This is a genomic window from Microbacterium lemovicicum, assembly GCF_003991875.1.
Classification (GTDB): domain Bacteria; phylum Actinomycetota; class Actinomycetes; order Actinomycetales; family Microbacteriaceae; genus Microbacterium; species Microbacterium lemovicicum.
Genome location: NZ_CP031423.1, coordinates 793,962 through 810,307, shown reverse-complemented (window position 1 = coordinate 810,307; position 16,346 = coordinate 793,962). Strand labels below are relative to the sequence as shown.

14 protein-coding genes are annotated in these 16,346 nt (G+C 70.5%); 9 read left to right on the top strand and 5 right to left on the bottom strand.

Features of this window, described 5'->3' with window-relative positions; all coding sequences use genetic code 11:
* Nucleotides 1-107 precede the first annotated feature (107 nt).
* Genes CVS47_RS03715 through CVS47_RS03700 form a run of 4 tightly spaced genes read left to right on the top strand, consistent with a single transcriptional unit; the run spans nucleotide 108 to nucleotide 5,265 of the window.
* Nucleotides 108-2,828: an LGFP repeat-containing protein gene (locus tag CVS47_RS03715; protein WP_127094881.1), complete on the top strand. Its 2,721-nt coding sequence runs from the start codon at nucleotides 108-110 to the stop codon at nucleotides 2,826-2,828.
* Nucleotides 2,829-2,868: 40 nt separating this feature from the next.
* Nucleotides 2,869-3,600: a glycosyltransferase family 2 protein gene (locus tag CVS47_RS03710; protein WP_127094880.1), complete on the top strand. Its 732-nt coding sequence runs from the start codon at nucleotides 2,869-2,871 to the stop codon at nucleotides 3,598-3,600.
* Entirely contained in the window at nucleotides 3,597-4,028 is a 432-nt protein-coding gene (locus CVS47_RS03705; protein WP_127094879.1) for a DUF2304 domain-containing protein, read from the top strand. Before CVS47_RS03710 ends, CVS47_RS03705 begins: the two co-directional genes overlap by 4 nt.
* Nucleotides 4,021-5,265, top strand: coding sequence for a hypothetical protein (locus CVS47_RS03700; RefSeq protein ID WP_127094878.1), 1,245 nt, complete (start codon nucleotides 4,021-4,023; stop codon nucleotides 5,263-5,265). The genes CVS47_RS03705 and CVS47_RS03700 overlap by 8 nt, the downstream gene beginning before the upstream one ends.
* Here the strand turns inward: CVS47_RS03700 and CVS47_RS03695 are convergent.
* From CVS47_RS03695 to CVS47_RS03675, 5 genes are read right to left on the bottom strand one after another with little or no spacing between them, the layout of a single operon-like run.
* Nucleotides 5,255-6,355 (bottom strand): glycosyltransferase family 4 protein, encoded by a 1,101-nt coding sequence (locus CVS47_RS03695; RefSeq protein ID WP_127094877.1) that lies wholly within the window; start codon nucleotides 6,353-6,355, stop codon nucleotides 5,255-5,257. The genes CVS47_RS03700 and CVS47_RS03695 overlap by 11 nt on opposite strands.
* A 16-nt stretch (nucleotides 6,356-6,371) precedes the next feature.
* On the bottom strand, nucleotides 6,372-7,472 hold the full coding sequence (locus CVS47_RS03690) for an acyltransferase family protein (RefSeq protein WP_127094876.1): 1,101 nt from the start codon (nucleotides 7,470-7,472) through the stop codon (nucleotides 6,372-6,374).
* A complete protein-coding gene (locus CVS47_RS03685) occupies nucleotides 7,469-8,605 on the bottom strand; it encodes an NAD-dependent epimerase/dehydratase family protein (protein WP_127094875.1) in 1,137 nt (378 codons plus the stop codon). Before CVS47_RS03685 ends, CVS47_RS03690 begins: the two co-directional genes overlap by 4 nt.
* 38 nt (nucleotides 8,606-8,643) lie before the next feature.
* Entirely contained in the window at nucleotides 8,644-9,537 is an 894-nt protein-coding gene (locus tag CVS47_RS03680; protein WP_127094874.1) for a glycosyltransferase family 2 protein, read from the bottom strand.
* The gene (locus CVS47_RS03675) at nucleotides 9,534-11,507 is read right to left on the bottom strand and encodes a DUF6541 family protein (protein WP_127094873.1); all 1,974 of its coding nucleotides are present in this window, start codon (nucleotides 11,505-11,507) and stop codon (nucleotides 9,534-9,536) included. The genes CVS47_RS03680 and CVS47_RS03675 overlap by 4 nt, the downstream gene beginning before the upstream one ends.
* Before the next feature lie 214 nt (nucleotides 11,508-11,721).
* Between CVS47_RS03675 and CVS47_RS03670 the strand changes: the two genes are divergently transcribed.
* The 5 genes from CVS47_RS03670 (at nucleotide 11,722) to CVS47_RS03650 (ending at nucleotide 16,305) form a co-directional block, all read left to right on the top strand.
* Nucleotides 11,722-12,588 carry a glycosyltransferase family 2 protein gene (locus CVS47_RS03670; RefSeq protein ID WP_127094872.1) on the top strand — a complete coding sequence of 289 codons (867 nt, stop codon included), beginning with the start codon at nucleotides 11,722-11,724 and terminating at the stop codon, nucleotides 12,586-12,588.
* A gap of 49 nt (nucleotides 12,589-12,637) precedes the next feature.
* Nucleotides 12,638-13,549, top strand: coding sequence for a glycosyltransferase (locus tag CVS47_RS03665; RefSeq protein ID WP_127094871.1), 912 nt, complete (start codon nucleotides 12,638-12,640; stop codon nucleotides 13,547-13,549).
* Nucleotides 13,550-13,636: 87 nt separating this feature from the next.
* The gene (locus tag CVS47_RS16885; protein WP_127094870.1) at nucleotides 13,637-14,503 is read left to right on the top strand and encodes an ABC transporter permease; all 867 of its coding nucleotides are present in this window, start codon (nucleotides 13,637-13,639) and stop codon (nucleotides 14,501-14,503) included.
* On the top strand, nucleotides 14,487-15,233 hold the full coding sequence (locus tag CVS47_RS03655) for an ABC transporter ATP-binding protein (protein WP_127094869.1): 747 nt from the start codon (nucleotides 14,487-14,489) through the stop codon (nucleotides 15,231-15,233). Before CVS47_RS16885 ends, CVS47_RS03655 begins: the two co-directional genes overlap by 17 nt.
* On the top strand, nucleotides 15,226-16,305 hold the full coding sequence (locus CVS47_RS03650; protein WP_127094868.1) for a glycosyltransferase family 2 protein: 1,080 nt from the start codon (nucleotides 15,226-15,228) through the stop codon (nucleotides 16,303-16,305). Before CVS47_RS03655 ends, CVS47_RS03650 begins: the two co-directional genes overlap by 8 nt.
* Nucleotides 16,306-16,346: the final 41 nt, after the last annotated feature.

The following is a 16,346-nucleotide window of genomic DNA, read 5'->3' as shown; positions in this document are numbered from 1 at the left end:
TCCGCCCGTCGCGGGCGAGTGCGAAGAAACGCCGACACGCGGCGTGTCTGACGCCATCCCGCGAGTAACAGTGGTATCCACGAACAACTTCAGTCACACTGGTCCCCGTGACTCGACGCCATCCTGCGCCCCCGCGCGCCCTCCTCGCGCTGCTGACCAGCCTCGCTCTGGCCGTGGGCCTGCTCGCCGCGGGACCGATGTCGCCGGCCACCGCGTCGGTCGCTCCGACCGGCGCCGTCGAGGCGGTCGCCGCGCCGACGGGCATCGTCAAGACCGCGGATCTGTCGAAGTTCCGGCCCGGCATGATCATCTCCGACTCGGTGTTCTTCAACTCGTCCGCGATGGACGAGGGGCGGATCGACTCGTTCCTGCGCCAGAAGGTGTCGCGCTGCCAGTCGGGCTACACGTGTCTCAAGGACTTCCGCCAGGCCACCTCCAGCCGCGGCGCCGACAGCTACTGCGACGCGTACTCGGGCGAGGGCTCCGAGTCGGCCGCCCGCATCATCGCGAAGGTGGCACGGGCATGCGGCATCAACCCGCAGGTGCTGCTGGTCATGCTCGAGAAGGAGCAGGGCCTCGTCACGCACACGTGGCCGTCGGACTGGCGGTACACGATCGCGATGGGCCAGGGATGCCCCGACACGGCCGCCTGCGACACCCGCTACTACGGCTTCTACAACCAGATGTACGGCGCCGCCCGGCAGATGAAGATCTACACCGAGAACCGGTACTTCACCTATTACGCGCCCGGTCGCACCTGGAACATCCGCTGGAGCCCGAACGCGGCCTGCGGCTCCTCGCCCGTGTACATCGAGAACCAGGCCACGTCGAACCTCTACTACTACACGCCGTACCAGCCGAACGCTGCGGCGCTGCGCGCCGGCTACGGCGAGGGCGACGGCTGCTCCGCCTACGGCAACCGCAACTTCTTCCAGAACTTCACCGACTGGTTCGGCAGCACCTCGGTGCAGCTCGGAGCAGGACTGACCCGCTTCTGGCAGGACTCGGGCGGTGCGAACAGCTGGATCGGCGCCTCCACCGGCTCCATGCGCGAGTGGCCCGGTCGCGGCTGGTCGCAGCGCTTCGCCAACGCCGACCTCTACCTGCAGAACGGCACCACCGTCGTGCAGGGCACCGTCGGCGGCACCCGCGACGAGTACCGCTCGGTCGGCGAGGTCGCCAGCGGGCTGGGGTGGCCCACGAGCTTCGTCGCCCAGGCAGGCGGCGGCTGGTACCAGAACTTCGAAGGGGGACGCATCTACGTCCGCCCGTCGGACGGCCGCGGCTTCGCGGTCGCGCAGCCCATCAACGACGCTTACGAGAAGTCCGGCAACATCACCGGACCGCTCGGATGGCCCGCGAGCCGCGCCTACCGCTTCGAGGGCGGGTCGCGTCAGGACTTCGCCACCGGCAGCGTGTTCCAGGGCCCGACGTCCACCGTCGCACTCGACGCAGCCTTCACGTCCGCGTTCCTCACGGGCGGTGGACCGGCGAAGCTCGGGTGGCCCGTGACCGCGGGCCGCACCGATGCCGGGCCGTACGTGCAATTCGGCGGGGCCCTCATGGCGCGCGCCTCCGGCGGCCAGCAGTACCTCGTCCGCGGCGAGACGTTCCGCGGCTACACGGCGGCCGGCGGCATCGGCGGCGCGCTGGGCGCCCCGCTCGAGAACGAGCAGTCGAAGAACGGCGCCTACTCGCAGAAGTTCCAGGGCGGCACAATCTACGTCTCCACATCCGGCACGTTCACCGTCACCGCGCTGTCCAAGGCGCTGGCGAACGCCGGCGGCGTGGCGGCGCTGGGCTGGCCGACCGGCCCGCAGGTCGGATCGGACTCCACGTTCTCGCAGGACTTCGGCGCGACGACGCTCACCACCTCCTCCGCGGGCTCCTTCGCCGTCGGCGGCGTCATCGGCCGCAGCTACCGCACGTCGGGTGGCGTGACGAGCTTCCTCGGCGCCGCCACCGGACCTGAGCGCGTCGTCGGCGACGGCGTCGTGCAGGACTTCCAGGGCGGCCGGATCTACTGCAGCGCCGCCGCGACGACGGCAGTGCCCGCGGCGGTCGGCAAGGCGCTGGAAGCGGCCGGCGGCGTGAAGGGTCGCCTGGGCTGGCCGACCGGTCCGGTGCTCAAGGGCGAGAAGGGCCAGAAGCAGGTCTTCCAGGGCGGAGAGATCTGGATGAGCGCCGATGGGCGCAGCGGAGCCGCCGTCGTGGGGGGCATCCTCCAGGCGGCCCTCGTGGCGGGCGGCAGCGACGTGCTGGGCGCGCCGACCGGCATCGAGAAGGAGACCCCCTCGGGCTGGTACCAGGAGTTCGCGTCGGGCGTCGTCTTCGTGCCTCGTGCTGCCGCGGCATCCGCGGTCGTCGGGTCCTTCTTCGACGGCTACCGCAAGAACGGCGGGCTCGACTCATTCGGCTTCGCGACCGGCCCGGCGTCCGCGCTGGGGTCGGGGCGCAGCATCCAAGCCTTCGAGAAGGCGACGCTGTACGCGACGTCCGGCGGCACGTTCGTCACCCGCGGCTACATCCGCACGTTCCACGCGCAGCAGGGCGGCGCGGGCGGGGTGCTCGGCGTGCCGACGAAGAACGAGTACGCGACGGCCGGCGGCTTCCGACAGGACTTCACCGGCGGCAGCATCCTGGTCTCCGCCGACGGAGCCTTCGTCACCCGGGGCGCGCTGCGGGCGGAGTACCTGCGACGCGGCGGCGAGAGCGGCACCCTCGGCTTCCCGCTCGGCAACGAGCGGGCCGGCGACGGACGCTGGTCGCAGCGGTTCCAGGGCGGCACCCTGGTACTGCTCGCCGACGGCACCTACCGCCTCGAGTGAGACGGGGGCGGCACCCCTCGGTTGATACGCTGTGAGCACCATGACCCGTCCCGCCGACTCCGTGCTCGTCATCGTCCCCGCATGGAACGAGGAGCAGAACGTCGGCACCACGGTGCGCGAGATCCTGGGCACCGGACGGGGCTACGACGTCGCGGTCGTCGATGACGGATCGATGGATGCCACGGCCACCGTGGCCCGCGCGGCCGGGGCCATCGTGCTGTCCCTCCCCTTCAACCTCGGCGTCGGCGGCGCCATGCGCACGGGGTTCACCTATGCCCAGCGCATGGGATACGGCCGCGCCATCCAGGTCGACGCAGACGGCCAGCACAATCCGGCCGACATCGACCGCGTGCTCGCGGGACTCGAGACGGCCGACATCTCCATCGGCGCCCGCTTCAGCGACGTCGGGGACTATCAGGTGCGCGGCCCGCGGAAGTGGGCGATGAAGCTCCTCGCCGCGATCGTCTCGCGGGTGGCCAAGACCAGGCTCACCGACGTCACGAGCGGCTTCCGCGCCGCCGGACCCCGCGCCATCGCCCAGTACGTCCGCTACTACCCGGCCGAGTACCTCGGCGACACCCTGGACTCCCTCGTCGCGGCCTGCCACACCGGTCTGACCGTCACGCAGGTGCCCGTCGCGATGCGTCCGCGCGCGTTCGGGCGTCCGAGCCAGGGCGCCTGGGGCTCCACGGTCTACCTGCTGCGCTCGGCGTTCGCCCTCAGCCTCGCCATCATGCGACGGCCCACCGGCCGGGAACGGGGACCGGCATGATCGTCTTCCTGGGCATCGCCCTCTCACTCGTCCTCATCGTCGTCGTCATCGCGATGCTGCTGACGCGGCGCCTCCGCGAGAAGTACGCCGCTCTCTGGCTGGTCATCGGCGTCGGCGTGCTCGTGCTCGGCATCTTCCCCCAGCTCCTGCAGGGACTCACCCGCGTCGTCGGGGTGGAGCTGCCGGCCAACCTGCTCTTCGCCATCGCGATCGTTCTGCTTCTCGGCGTCGCCCTGCACCTGTCGTGGGAGCTGTCGCAGGCCGAGGAGGAGATCCGCCGCACCGCGGAGGAGGTGACGATCCTCCGCACGCAGCTGGAGCATCTGACCGCCCGCGTGGACGAGCTGGACTCCCCCGCGCTCCGACGCCCCGCCGAGGGCGTCGCCGACGCGGCTCCGATCGGCCGCAGCGAGCCGCCCGTTGTCTGAGAACTCCGCCGCGGCGCCCGAGCGCTCCGGCGGGGGCCTCGCGTACATCCTCGGCGCGACCGCGGTCGCCGGCGGCATCGGCTACATCATCCAGGCCGCGGTCCCGGCCTTCGTCGACCAGGCGCAGTACGTCGTCTTCAGCGTCTTCTGGTCGATCGTCTACCTCGTCGTGTCGGGCCTGTCCGGCATCCAGCAGGAGGCGACGCGCGCCTCCCGCTCCACCGCGCAGGGCGGCGGATGGGGCGTGCTCGCGCGTTTCGCGGTGATCTACGCGGCGATCGCGGCCGTGGTCGTGGCGGCGACGGCCATGCTGTGGGCGCCCGACGTCTTCGGCGCCGACACCGTCCCCCTGGTCGCGGCGCTGGCGGTCGCCGCAGTCGGCTATGCGTTCGTCGCGGCCATCAGCGGAGCGCTCTACGGCGTCAAGGACTGGCGCGGCGTGGCCGGGATGACGGTGGCCGACGCCGGCGTGCGCCTCCTCACCGTCGGCGCCGCCGTGCTCCTGGGCGCGGGGCTCATCGCCATCGGCTGGGCCGTCGCCGTGCCGTTCTCCCTGGCGGCGCTCCTCATCTGGCTGATCGCCGGGCGCGGCATCCGCTCCCGGCTCGCCCTCGACGCCGATCTGCCGACGCTGCTGCGGCACAGCCTGCACACCGTGGGCGCCGCGATCGCGACCGGGATCATGATCTCGGGACTGCCCTTCCTGCTCGGCGTCACCTCGGCGCGCGACGACGCGGCGCTCCTGGCGTCACTCATCCTCGTGATCACCCTCACGCGCGCGCCGCTGGTCATCCCGCTCCTCGCCCTGCAGAGCTATCTCGTGGTCACGTTCCGCGACGCCGCCGAGCAGGTGAGACGACGGGTGCTGGTGTGGGGCTCGGGTCTCCTCGGCGCGACCGTCGTGCTCTCCGCCCTGGCCGTCGTGGTCGGGCCGTGGGTCGTGTCGCTGCTGTACGGCGGACGGTACGAGCTGCCCGCCCCCGCGTACGCGGCGATCGTCGCCAGCGCCGGGCTCACCGGGCTGCTGTGCATCACCGGCCCCGCGGCACTCGCCGGCGGTCGTCACCGGCTCTATCTCGCGAGCTGGATCGCCGCGTCGGCCGTGACCGTGGCGAGCCTGTTCCTGCCCGTTCCGGAGCTGCCGCGCGTGCTCACGGCGCTGCTCGCCGGACCCGTCGTGGGAGTCGTCGTGCACGCGACGGGGCTCCTGCGGCCCCGCGTGAGTCTCAGCGCCTGAGCCCGAGCGCGGCGTCGAAGGAGGCGCGGGTCTCGCGCGCCGTGCGCTCCCACGTGAACTCGGCCGCGCGCGCCCGGCCCTCCGCGCTCAGGCGGTCGCGGAGCGCGGCATCCGTCGTCACGGCGGCGATCGCGTCGGCCACCGACCGGTCGTCGCGCGGGTCGAAGTATCGCGCGGCCGAGCCGCCCACGTAGCGGTGCACGTCGATGTCGCTGAGGAGGACGGGCACGCCGGCGCCCATCGCCTCGAGGGTCGGCAGGGAGAATCCTTCCGCCAGCGACGGGATGGCCAGCGCCGATGCGGTCGAGTAGAGCTCGCGCACCTCGTCGTCGTCGACCCATCCGCGCAGCTCCACCCACGCCTGCATGCCGGTGCTCTCGACGTCCGCCTGCAGCGGGTCCTCGCCCCGGCCTCCGGTGATCACGACGCGCGGCCGGTCGTCCGCCGGAAGCAGGGCGATCGCCCGGATGAGCGCGGCCCAGTTCTTGTGCGGCCGCCGGTTGCCCATCGCGAGGATCATCGGGCCGTTCTCCCCCGCGCACGATCTGTCGACGTTCAGCGGCGCGCTGCCGGCGAGCGGCACGACGTCGAGCCGGTCGCGCTCGACGCCGAGGAAGCGGACGATCTCGTCGGCGGACGTCGGGCTGATCGTGACGATGCGGGCGGCGTTGCGGGCAGCGACCTTCTCCATCCACTTCACCGGGGCGGTGTACAGCGGCGTGGACATGTACTCGGGGTGCGACCAGTAGAGCATGTCGTGCATCGTCACGACGGTCGGCATCCTCGTCCTGCGGGGTCCGAGCGTGGCGGGCGCGTGCACGAGGTCGGCGTTCTCGGCCGCCGCGGCCTTCGCGACCTGCGTCAGCTCGCCCCAGGCCCACTGGAATCGGTTCTCGCCGCTGATGCCGGACTCGATGATGCGGCCGGGGAACCAGGAGCGGTCGAGCTGCGCCCCCTCCTTGCTGAGGTAGCCGATGTACTCGTAGTCGTCGTCGAGGCCTCCGAGGGAGCGGTAGAGCTCCCGGGTGTAGGTCTCCATCCCCCCTTTGGTTCCGGAGTAGGACAGCAGGTCGACGAGCACGCGGGGCACGGTCAGCCAGCCTACGTCAGGCGCGCTGGATGTCGCCGGGCACGCTCTCGGGAGAGCCGGTGGATGCCGCGGGCCTGACCCACCGCATCGCCCGGCGTTCGATGCCGACCCAGCTGAGCCACGCCAGGGCGAAGGTGACGACGATGGTGACGACGATGTAGACGGGGAATCCGAGCGCCAGTCCGCCGATGAGCACGACGAGCTGCTGCACCGGCCACGCGTAGATGTAGAAGCCGTACGAGACGTCGTTGCGCGCGATCCACGCGGGCTGCCGGATGACGGCCGACAGCCACAGCAGCCCGTAGGCGAGGAACGGGGCGGATGCCTGTCCGCCCCAGCGCGGCACGAGGAAGATGAGCGCGACGGCGACGACGAGGCATCCGATCGCCACCCAGCGGTTGATGCCCGCCCGCTCGACGATGAAGTACACGAACGCGCCGCCGAGGAAGAAGGGGGCGAGCTTGGCCAGCAGGAAGAAGCTCTCGTCCAGGCCCCAGCGCTGTGCGAGGTCGATGCCGATCCACACGGCGAGCCCGGCGAGGAACGCGACGGCCGCGAGCCAGGGTGAGCGCCGGTAGACGGCGAGGCCGCCCAGGAGCCAGACGATGATGTAGCAGCAGAACTCGTAGAAGAGCGTCCACAGCGAGCCGTTCCACGCGCCCGGATACGGCACCGACTGCAGCGTCGTGCCGATGTCGTAGTGGTCGATGTAGAGAGTGATGTTGCCCCACACGTACTGCAGCGGCGTCACGGGCGTGCTGAGGAAGCCCGCGAGGGTGCCGTGCTCGATGAGCGCGGCGATCGGCGCGAAGACGAAGGCGATGACCAGCAGGCAGACGACGAAGCCCGGGAAGATGCGGGCGATGCGGTGCAGCAGGTAGTCGCCGGGCTTCGTCCGCAGCCGGCTCCGCGTGATGAGGAAGCCGGAGAGCACGAAGAAGCCCGCGACCGCCCAGCCGCCCAGGTTCTCGCCGTGGAGGTGCGGTCCGTCGCCGGCTCCGGCGATGTAGAACGCGTGCGCGAACAGCACCATCGCGGCCAGGATCAGCCGGAAGAGGTTGAGGCTGTTGCGCCGATACGGGTACGGCGTTCCGCGCAGCGCGGTGGCCGCGCTCACTTCAGCAGGTTCCGCGAGGCCATCTCGTCGAGGGAGCGCTGGTAGCTGTCGCCCTCGACCGGCTCGGTGCGCACCCAGTCCACGAACGCGGAGACGCCCTCGGAGAACGACACCGCCGGCGTGAAGCCGAGCTTCTCGCGCAGCGCGGTCGTGTCGGCGATGTTGTGGCGGATGTCGCCCAGCCGGTAGTTGCCCGACACCCGCGTCGGGACGGTGGTGCCGAACGCGGCGAACAGGGCGGCCACGACGTCGTGCACGGTGGTCGCGACGCCGGAGCCGACGTTGAAGACGCCACCCGCGGCAGCCGGCTCCGTGGCGGCGAGGAAGGTCGCCTCCACGACGTCGTCGATATAGACGAAGTCGCGGCTCTCCAGCCCGTCCTCGAAGATGTTGATCTCCTTGCCCTGGCGGATGAGGGTCGAGAAGATCGAGAGGATGCCGGTGTAGGGGTTCTTGAGCGACTGCCCGGGTCCGTAGACGTTCTGGTAGCGCAGCGCGACCGGCTCGACCCCGATGGTCGGGCCGACGGTCATGATGAGCGACTCCTGCATCTGCTTGGTGATGCCGTAGACCGAGGACGGATGCAGCGTCGCGCGCTCGTCGGTGGGGATGACCTCGATGGCCCCCTCCCCCGCGAGGTGCACGTCGAAGTCGCCCGCCGCCATGTCGGCGTCGGCGCGGTGGGGCGGATAGACGATGCGTCCGTCGGCCGTGCGGTAGGCGCCCTCGCCGTAGATGGAGCGCGAAGAGGCGATGACCATGCGAGAGACGGTGTGCTCGCTGTTGGCGAGGATGTCCAGCAGCTTGGCGGTGCCGCCGACGTTGGCCTCGACGTACCGGTCGATCTCGTACATCGACTGGCCGGTGCCGGTCTCCGCGGCGAGGTGGACGACGATCGTGGCCCGGTCGAGCGCCCTGCCGAGGTCATCGGAGGACGTGACCGTGCCGTGGATGACCTCGGCCACGCCGTCGAGGGACCGGAGCAGCGGCGAGGTGGTCGCGGGGTCGTCGCCGTGCACCTGCGGGATCAGCGCGTCCAGCACCGTCACGGTGCGGCCCGACTCGACGAACCGCTTCGCGAGGCGCGTTCCGATGAAGCCGGCGCCGCCGGTGATGAGGACGTGATCGGGCATGGCTCTCCTGACGGTGGTGCGGCGGCGCTCCCCGCGACTCAGAGCGCGAGGATGTGCGCGACGGTCGATTGTATCCCGGCGCCCGTGCCGCGCCGGAGGACGCCCGGGAGCTCGGCGATGCCGTGCAGGCGCGACATGAGGCGCACGCGGGCGGTGCGGGAGGTCGCCGACCACCCCTGGGCCTCGGCCAGGCCGCGCGCCTGACGGTAGTAGGTGCGCTCGTCGCGGAAGCGCCGGCCGTCGAGCAGGGTCTTCTGCGAGGCGCTTCCGCCGTGCCGACGGTAGGAGAAGGCGAGCGTCGGGTTGTATGCGAGCGTGCCGCCTTCGAAGGCGATGTCCATCAGCAGCGCGAGGTCCTGGATGATGGGCAGGCCTTCGCGGAAGTCGATGCGGCGGAGCGTCTCGACGCGGAATGTCAGTGACGGCCAGTACAGCCAGTCGCCGCGGATGAGGCTCGTGGCCATGGCCTGTCCGCGCAGGACGGCGATGCCGCTGCCGCCGCGCGGCGCGAGGAGTCCCTGTTTCACGCGGTCGACGAGCGGCCGGATGACCGTGCCGCGCTCGTCGATGACCTGGACGCCGGGCTGGATGACGTCCGCGTCGGGCACGGCGGCGATCGTGCGGCGGATCACTTCGAGGTATCCGGGGTGCAGCAGGTCGTCGCATCCGAGGATCGTCATGAATTCCGAGCGCGCGAGACGGATCGCCTCGCGGTAGTTCTCCGTGATGCCCAGGTTCACCTCGTTGCGGACGTAAGTGATCCGCGGGTCGTCGAGCGCCGCGAAGAAGGCCGGGACGGAGTCGTCCGGGTAGCAGTCGTCGATCACGACGAGGCGCCAGTCGGTGTCGCGCTGCGCCTGCACGGAGGCGACGGTCTCGAACAGGAGGCCGGGGTCGCCCCAGAAGGGCACGACGATGTCGATGGTGCTCATCGGTCCAATCCGCACGCGATCACTTTGTAGAGGACGGCGTCGCCCTCGCGGTCGATGGCCTCGACGGCGCTGGAGGTCGCCAGGTCGTCGAGACCGGGGAACGGGTGCACGGCGCCGTGCACCTCGCGGTCGCCGAAGTCGAGCACGTACTCCACGTTCTTGTCGAGGATCGCAGTGCAGACGTCGGGCCGGGTGGCAGCGTCATCCAGCTCGTCGTTGATGAGCTCGGTCTCGTCGTCGATGTCCATCAAGGTGTGGGGCATGAGGACCTCGCGCCCGCTGATGGCGTAGGCGACGCCGGCTCCGGTCCACGGGCTGCCGGCGATGACCGCGTCCTGCGGCACCTCGTCGGGGAGACGACGCAGGAGCGCCATCTCGTCGGTGGACACGAGCGGCGAGTCCGGCGTGAGGGAGTAGCCGCTCGCCGCCTCGCGCACGGCCTGCTGCATGGCGCCCAGCTGCGTGGCGACCACGAGCGCGAGCACCGCGCCGACCGCCACGGCGACCGTGAAGCCGGAGCCCGACGACCCGCGCTCGCGCTCCAGGGAGCGGCGACGCCACGCGTTCCAGACGGCGGCGGCACCGAGCGCGGCCAGCGGCACGATGATGATCGGGACGATGGACGCCAGGCGCGGCGCGTTGTTGTACCAGGCCGCCGTGAGCAGATCGCGCAGCTGCAGCCAGGGCAGCGAGATGGCGGCGATGTAGAGGATGGATGTCGCGGCCAGCGCCGCCAGCATCCACACGTCGATGCGGGTCCGCCGGCGGACGGCGACGACGACACCGACCACCAGGGCGGCGACCACGACGATCGGGATGGCACCCGACCAGTAGGAGAGCGTCACGGCCTCGCCGATGCCCTGGCCGAGGGTGACCGTCGGGAGCCAGGTGCGCGCGTCCAGCGGGGGCCGCAGCACCCGCCAGGCCACGAAGGCGACGAGGACGTAGACGGCGAACCCGGCCGAGGCTGCCACGACGCGGCGCCGGCCCGGGCGCGTGCGGAGGAACAGGACGAAGGCGACCAGGACCGCGAGCGAGGCGATCACGAGCCACGCCATGAACGCCCCGGGGTGCGCGATGGTCACGCCGGGCAGCGCGCCGACGACGGCCACGACCCACACCCACGCGGGGCGGCTGTCGCGGACGGCCGGCAGCCGGAGCAGCACGACGGTGGCCGCGATCGTGGCGGGAGCCAGCGACAGCCCGAAGGCGTACGGATACAGCACCCCGTAGTCCATGGGCAGCAGGGGCAGGGCGGGCAGGGCGGCCGAGAGGACGCCCGCCGACACGAGGAGGGCGGCGTTCGACCCGAACACGGTGCGCGTGAGCAGCAGGGCCCCGGCCGGCCACAGCACGAGGGCCACGACGAAGGCGAGGGCGGTGCTGGCGACCGGGATGGCGGCACCGGTCAGCTGGACCACGAGCGACGCGACGGCGTGCCATGCGGAGGGATAGAACCACACCCCGCCGTTCTCGGAGGTCATGCTGCCCAGGTGCAGCGGAGAGGCGTTGGCGGTCTCCAGCGCGTAGCGGATCGCGTTGAGATGGAAGATGTTGTCGAACGTCTGCGAGATGTTGCCCGGATCCTGCACCACGCGCACGAGCTGGACGCCCAGCACGACGGCGGCGATCACGAGGCCGACCGGCACCGCCCACCACCGCGCACCGCGGGGGCTGCCGGACGCGGGATCGGAGTCGTCACGACGGCGAAAGCCGCCCGTGGCGGCACGCGCGACGGCGAGGCCGACGGCGATGGCCGCGAAGACGATGCCCACGGGCAGGAGCCCCCAGGGGAGGCCGGCGAAGGGAGCGGCGAGCGAGGCGAGGACCACCACGGTGACCCCGAACGGACCGGCCATGGCCCAGGCCCAGAGTCCCCGCAGTCCGAGGATGAGCGCCAGTACCAGACCGGGCAGGAGGATGACCGCGGCAGTGGCCGCGGCCGCTCCGACGAGGGGCAGCCAGGTCATGGGTGAGTGCTCTCCTGAATGGGGGGACCGCATCGACGGCGGCCGACGGCAGAGTCTACCGGCGGCGCTGTGGCGGCCCCGGTGAGGACACTCAGGTTCGGCGAGGGCGAGCGGATAGACTGAGCCGTCATGCCCGCCCACCGGCGACGGCTGTGAGTTCCCACCCCTGAGGTTGCGTCGAGTGTCTGAACCCCGCGAACGAGTGAGCATCGTCATGCGAACGAAGGACCGTCCGCAGCTGCTGCGACGGGCCCTGGATGACGTGCTGGCACAGTCCCTCACCGACTGGCGACTGATCATCGTCAACGACGGTGGCCGGGTCGCCCCCGTCGACGAGCTGGTCTCGGCGCGCCGCACCGCCATGGCCGGCCGCGTCGAGGTCATCCACGTCGAGGGCGGCTCCGGATCGATGGAGGCCGCCGCCAACCTCGGTGCGCAGCAGGCCCACGGCGAGTACGTCGTCGTGCACGATGACGACGACACCTGGGACCGCGACTTCCTGTCCGTCATGACCCGCGCGCTCGACGCGGACCCGGAGGCCGTCGGCGCCGCCGCCCGCACCGAGATCGTGTTCGAGAAGATCGTCGGAGACAAGGCGATCGAGATCGGCCGGGCGCCCTTCGTGCCGCCGGGCGAGATGGTCTCGATGTACGACCTCCTGCAGACCAACCGCGTCGTGCCGATCGCCCTTGTGGTGCGTCGCCGCGTCTACGACGAGATCGGGTGGTACGACCCCGCGCTCAAGGCGGTCGGCGACTGGGAGTTCAACCTCCGCCTCGTCCGTCATGGGCGGGTGATCTTCGTCGGCGAGGAGCCGCTGGCCTACTGGCATCAGCGCCCGCACGCCACCGGCGCGAGCTCGAACAGCGTCTTCGGCGAGAGCCTCGACCACATGCAGTTCGACCGCATGGTCCGCGACCGGCTCCTGCAGGAGTACATCGACAAGAACGGCATCGGCGGCCTCCTGTACCTTTCGAAGTACATCGAGGAGACGGCGCGCCACTACTCCCTGCAGCAGACCGTGCGCCGGGCCGTCCACCGCGTCACCAGCCGCCTCCGGATCGGTCGCCGTCGTTCCTGACGACGCGTCGCCCCTCGTCAGCCCTCCCGCCCCGAAAGAGGTCCGTCTCGTGTCACAGCGCGTCGCCGCGGTCGTCGTCACCTTCAATCGTCTCGAGAAGCTGAAGACGGTCCTGTCCCGTCTGCGTGCGCAGACGACGCCTCCCGAGTGGATCGTCGTGGTCGACAACGCCTCGACCGACGGCACGAAGGAGTTCCTCGCCGCCGAGGTCGACCCGACGCTGGACGTCACGCGCCTCGAGGAGAATACCGGCGGCGCCGGCGGCTTCGCCACCGGGATGAAGCGCGCCTACGACCTGGGCGCCGACCTGTTCTGGCTGATGGACGACGACTGCTACCCCGAGCCTGCGGCGCTCGACGAGCTGGTCCGCGGTCACGCGGCGGCGAACGCGGCGATGCCCGGCGGCGTTCCCTTCGCGTGCTCCCTGGTCTACTTCGACCACGACGAGCTCGCCGAGATGAACATCGCCGCTCCCGACTGGAAGTGGGCCCGCCTGTGGGCGCTCGGCCAGCGGGCGGTCCTGGTGCAGACCTGCTCCTTCGTCTCCGCGCTCTACACCCGCGAGACCGTCGAGCGCATCGGCCTCCCGCTGCGCGAGTACTTCATCTGGTTCGACGACGCGGCCTACGCCCGCATGGCCGGCAACGGCATCGGACCGGGCGTGTGCATCCTCGACAGCAAGGTCATGCACGACACCCCGAACAACCTCTCCGGCGACTTCTCCAAGATCGACGACCAGAACATCTGGAAGTTCGCCTACGGCGCCCGCAACGAGGGGTCGTACCACCTGCACCACGAGTCCGTGCTGTCCTACGTGCGGTTCTTCGTGCGCGCGCAGCTCCTGATGCACCGCGGCCGCGTGGCCTTGCGTCTGCGCCGGCGCATCACCGGCCGCCTGCTCGCCGCCATCCGATTCGACCCGAAGCCCGAATCCGTCACGAGGACCGCCGTCGCCGCCTAGTGCGCCGTGACCCGGACACCCGCACCGAGAGACCTACAGTAGTTCTGCCCTGATCGGGGCGGACAGGACAGCGCCCGAAGGGGTTCCATGCGCACTGCGTCGAGCGAAGCCGATGTGCTTCACGAGCCCGGCCACAGCCGGGGGCTCTTCGACGTCTTCGGCCGTCGGTACCTGCTCTCTCTGATCGTCCGCAAGGAGGTGCAGATCCGCTATCGCGGATCGGTCCTCGGCTGGATGTGGTCCTACGTCAAGCCGCTCGTGCAGTTCGTGGTCTTCTACGTCGCGATCGGCTACTTCCTCGGCATGAACCAGCGGGTCGAGTTCTTCCCGATCTACCTGCTGGCCGGCATCACGATCATCACGTTCTTCAACGAGGCCTTCTCCAACGGCACGCGCTCGCTGGTGGACAATGCGGCCCTCATCAAGAAGATCTACCTGCCGCGCGAGATGTTCCCCGTCTCGAGCATGTTCATCGCGGCGGTGAACGCCGTCCCGCAGATCCTCGTCGTGATCGTCATCGCCCTGTTCTTCGGGTGGACGCCGTCCGTGCTCAGCATCGCCGCGATCCTGCTGTCGCTGCTCATCATCGCGGTGCTCGCCACCGGGCTCGGGCTCCTCTTCGGCGCGATCAACGTCACCTTCCGCGACGCGCAGTCGTTCGTCGAGATCATCACGATGTGCGCGGTGTGGGCCTCCCCCGTCATGTACCAGTGGGAGATGGTCGCCGAGAAGGTGCCGGGCTTCCTCTTCACGCTCTACCGCCTCAACCCGCTGACCGCCGCTGTGGAGCTCTTCCACTTCGGCCTGTGGATGCCGCTGAACCCCTCGGATGGTCAGACCATCCCGAATCTCTGGGCGTTCGCCGGCATCGGTCTCGCCGTCTCACTGGTCATCCTCTTCATCGGCCAGGCCGTCTTCCGTCGCTTGGAGGGGCGCTTTGCCCAGGACCTCTGACCGTGACACGCTGCCGCGCATCCTCGCGGATGACGTCCACAAGGACTTCAAGCTGCGTCACACCCACTCCATCAAGGAGACCGCGCTCGCCGCTGTCCGCCGCAAGCCGCTGACCACCGACTTCCACGCGCTCGACGGGGTGTCCTTCACCATCGGCGAGGGTGAGGCCGTCGCCCTCCTCGGGCTCAACGGCTCGGGCAAGTCCACGATGCTCAAGATGATCTCCGGGGTCCTGACCGCCGACCGCGGCAAGGTGCTCACCCGCGGCCGCGTCGCGGGCCTCATCGAGGTCGGCGCCGGCTTCCACCCCGACCTCTCCGGCCGCGAGAACATCTACCTGAATGCCGCGATCCTCGGCATGAGCCGCAAGGAGAGCGCCGACCGATTCGACGACATCGTCGCCTTCAGCGAGATCGAGCAGTTCATCGACACCGAGGTGAAGCACTACTCCTCGGGCATGTTCCTGCGGCTGGCCTTCTCGGTCGCCATCCACACCGAGGTCGACATCCTCCTCATCGACGAGATCCTCTCCGTCGGCGACGAGCCTTTCCAGAAGAAGTGCCTCGCCCGCATCCGCGAGCTGCACGCGCAGAACAAGACGCTCGTCGTGGTGAGCCACGACCTCGACATGGTCTCGAACCTGTGCGAGCGGGCCATCGTGCTCCGCCAGGGCAAGATCGTCTTCGACGGTCCGAGCGCCGACGGCGTCGAGGTGCTGCGTCGTGGGTGAGGATGCGGCTGCCCCCGCTCCCCTCGTCGCGGTCGTCGTCCGGACGAAGGACCGCCCGCTCTTCCTGTCGCGTGCGCTCGGGAGCATCTCCGCGCAGACGTTCGGCGACTACGAGGTCGTCATCGTCAACGACGGCGGCGACCCGCAGGCCGTGGAGCAGGTCCTCGCCGCGCAGCCGGCGACCCTCCGCGACCGCACCTCCGTCATCCACAACCCCTCCGCCACGGGCCGGTGGCCCGCCGCGAACGCGGGGGTCTCAGCCAGCACCGCGCCGCTGCTGACGCTGCACGATGACGACGACTCGTGGCATCCGGACTTCCTCACCGAGACGGTCGCCTACCTGCAGGCGCACCCCGACGACCACGCGGCGCTCGTGCGCACCGAGGTCGTGCACGAGCGGTGGGAGGGCGACACGGCCGTCCGCACGGGCGGCTACCTGCTGGAGGAGCACAACCCCGAGGTGCTCCTGTCGGACCTCCTCGACTTCAACCGCTTCGTGCCCATCTCCTTCCTCTACCGCCGGTCGCTGCACGACCGGCTGGGGCTCTACGACGCAAGCCTCCCCGCAGCGGCCGACTGGGCGTTCAACCTGCAGATCCTCCAGCTCGGCCCCGTGCCGTATGCGAGCGACCGGGTGCTGGCGTACTGGAACCAGCGGCTGGAGGAGCGCGGCGTACTCGGCAACAGCGTGTTCGCCGCCCCCCGCGACCACTGGATCGCCGACGGCCGGCACCGCGACGAGGCGCTCCGCGCCTTCGTCGACCAGTACGGCACCGGACTCCCCCTCTACCTCTCCCGGGTGACCGAGAAGCGGCACCGCAAGATCCGCGGCGAGATCTCCGACGCCGTGCAGTCGATCGACCGCACCGTGCGCGAGGGGCTCGACGGCGTCGCCGAGGAGCAGCGCATCAGCCGGGAGCAGTCGGACGCCCGCATCGACGCGCTCGAGGCCACGATCGGCGAGCTCCGCGCCCATCTCGACCGCACCATGGACGCGCGCATCCGCGGATTCGTGTGGCGCCGTAAGCAGTGGGTACGCGGACTGCGTCGCCGGGGGGACGGAGACCGATGACGACGGATGCCGCGGCCTCCCGCCTCGCTCCGGGCGCTCGC

Excerpts from the sequence above, each read along its gene's own strand:
- CVS47_RS03675 (WP_127094873.1), bottom strand. The coding sequence starts at position 11,507 with ATGACCTGGCTGCCCCTCGTCGGAGCGGCCGCGGCCACTGCCGCGGTC.
- CVS47_RS03680 (WP_127094874.1), bottom strand. The coding sequence starts at position 9,537 with ATGAGCACCATCGACATCGTCGTGCCCTTCTGGGGCGACCCCGGCCTC.
- CVS47_RS03705 (WP_127094879.1), top strand. The coding sequence starts at position 3,597 with ATGATCGTCTTCCTGGGCATCGCCCTCTCACTCGTCCTCATCGTCGTC.
- CVS47_RS03710 (WP_127094880.1), top strand. The coding sequence starts at position 2,869 with ATGACCCGTCCCGCCGACTCCGTGCTCGTCATCGTCCCCGCATGGAAC.
- CVS47_RS03685 (WP_127094875.1), bottom strand. The coding sequence starts at position 8,605 with ATGCCCGATCACGTCCTCATCACCGGCGGCGCCGGCTTCATCGGAACG.
- CVS47_RS16885 (WP_127094870.1), top strand. The coding sequence starts at position 13,637 with ATGCGCACTGCGTCGAGCGAAGCCGATGTGCTTCACGAGCCCGGCCAC.
- CVS47_RS03670 (WP_127094872.1), top strand. The coding sequence starts at position 11,722 with ATGCGAACGAAGGACCGTCCGCAGCTGCTGCGACGGGCCCTGGATGAC.